Origin of the sequence: Mangrovihabitans endophyticus, assembly GCF_014646155.1 — a bacterium.
GTDB classification, from domain to species: domain Bacteria; phylum Actinomycetota; class Actinomycetes; order Mycobacteriales; family Micromonosporaceae; genus Actinoplanes; species Actinoplanes endophyticus.
Genome location: NZ_BMMX01000212.1, coordinates 1 through 509, shown reverse-complemented (window position 1 = coordinate 509; position 509 = coordinate 1). Strand labels below are relative to the sequence as shown.

Below are 509 nucleotides of genomic sequence, written 5' to 3'. Positions count from 1 at the left end.
AGGCGTAAAGTGGCAACCACAATGCATGCCGGTATGGTTACCCTATAAGCCGGCCCTGCAATATCAATCGCTGTCCATACGCCTGTAATGATCCAGCCAACAGGGCCTGTTAAAAAGCTCAGAGTCCTTGTAAGCACTTGATTGCCCGCAAGCGATAAACCACGCCCTAGAATGGTTTTTGCGACCGCATTCGCAACAATGACAGCCAATTGATAAGATTTAAAGCCCCCCATTTTAAACAGCGTTAAAGTCGCCGCGCTTAAGGCTTGTCTGTTTAAATTGTCCGTGTTTTTTATGGACAATTCATCGCACATTTCTTTCACTTCTTCATCGTCCATTTCTTCCAAACTTCTTTCTAAGATTTTAGAAAGCATGTTTTGTTCAATTAAAGTCGTTTCGGTTTTCTTGTTGTAATTGACCTTTAATTTATCGCACACATCGCATAGGATCTCTTTGTATAAGACTCCTTCGCCTTTAATGAAGCTCGCAAAACTATTGCTCCCATAGTA

Annotated in this window: 1 protein-coding gene; it reads right to left on the bottom strand. The window is 42.0% G+C overall.

The window, feature by feature from the left end:
- Nucleotides 1-509: YaaW family protein (locus IEY73_RS34970; RefSeq protein WP_189083274.1), on the bottom strand; the 509-nt coding region annotated here is incomplete at both ends.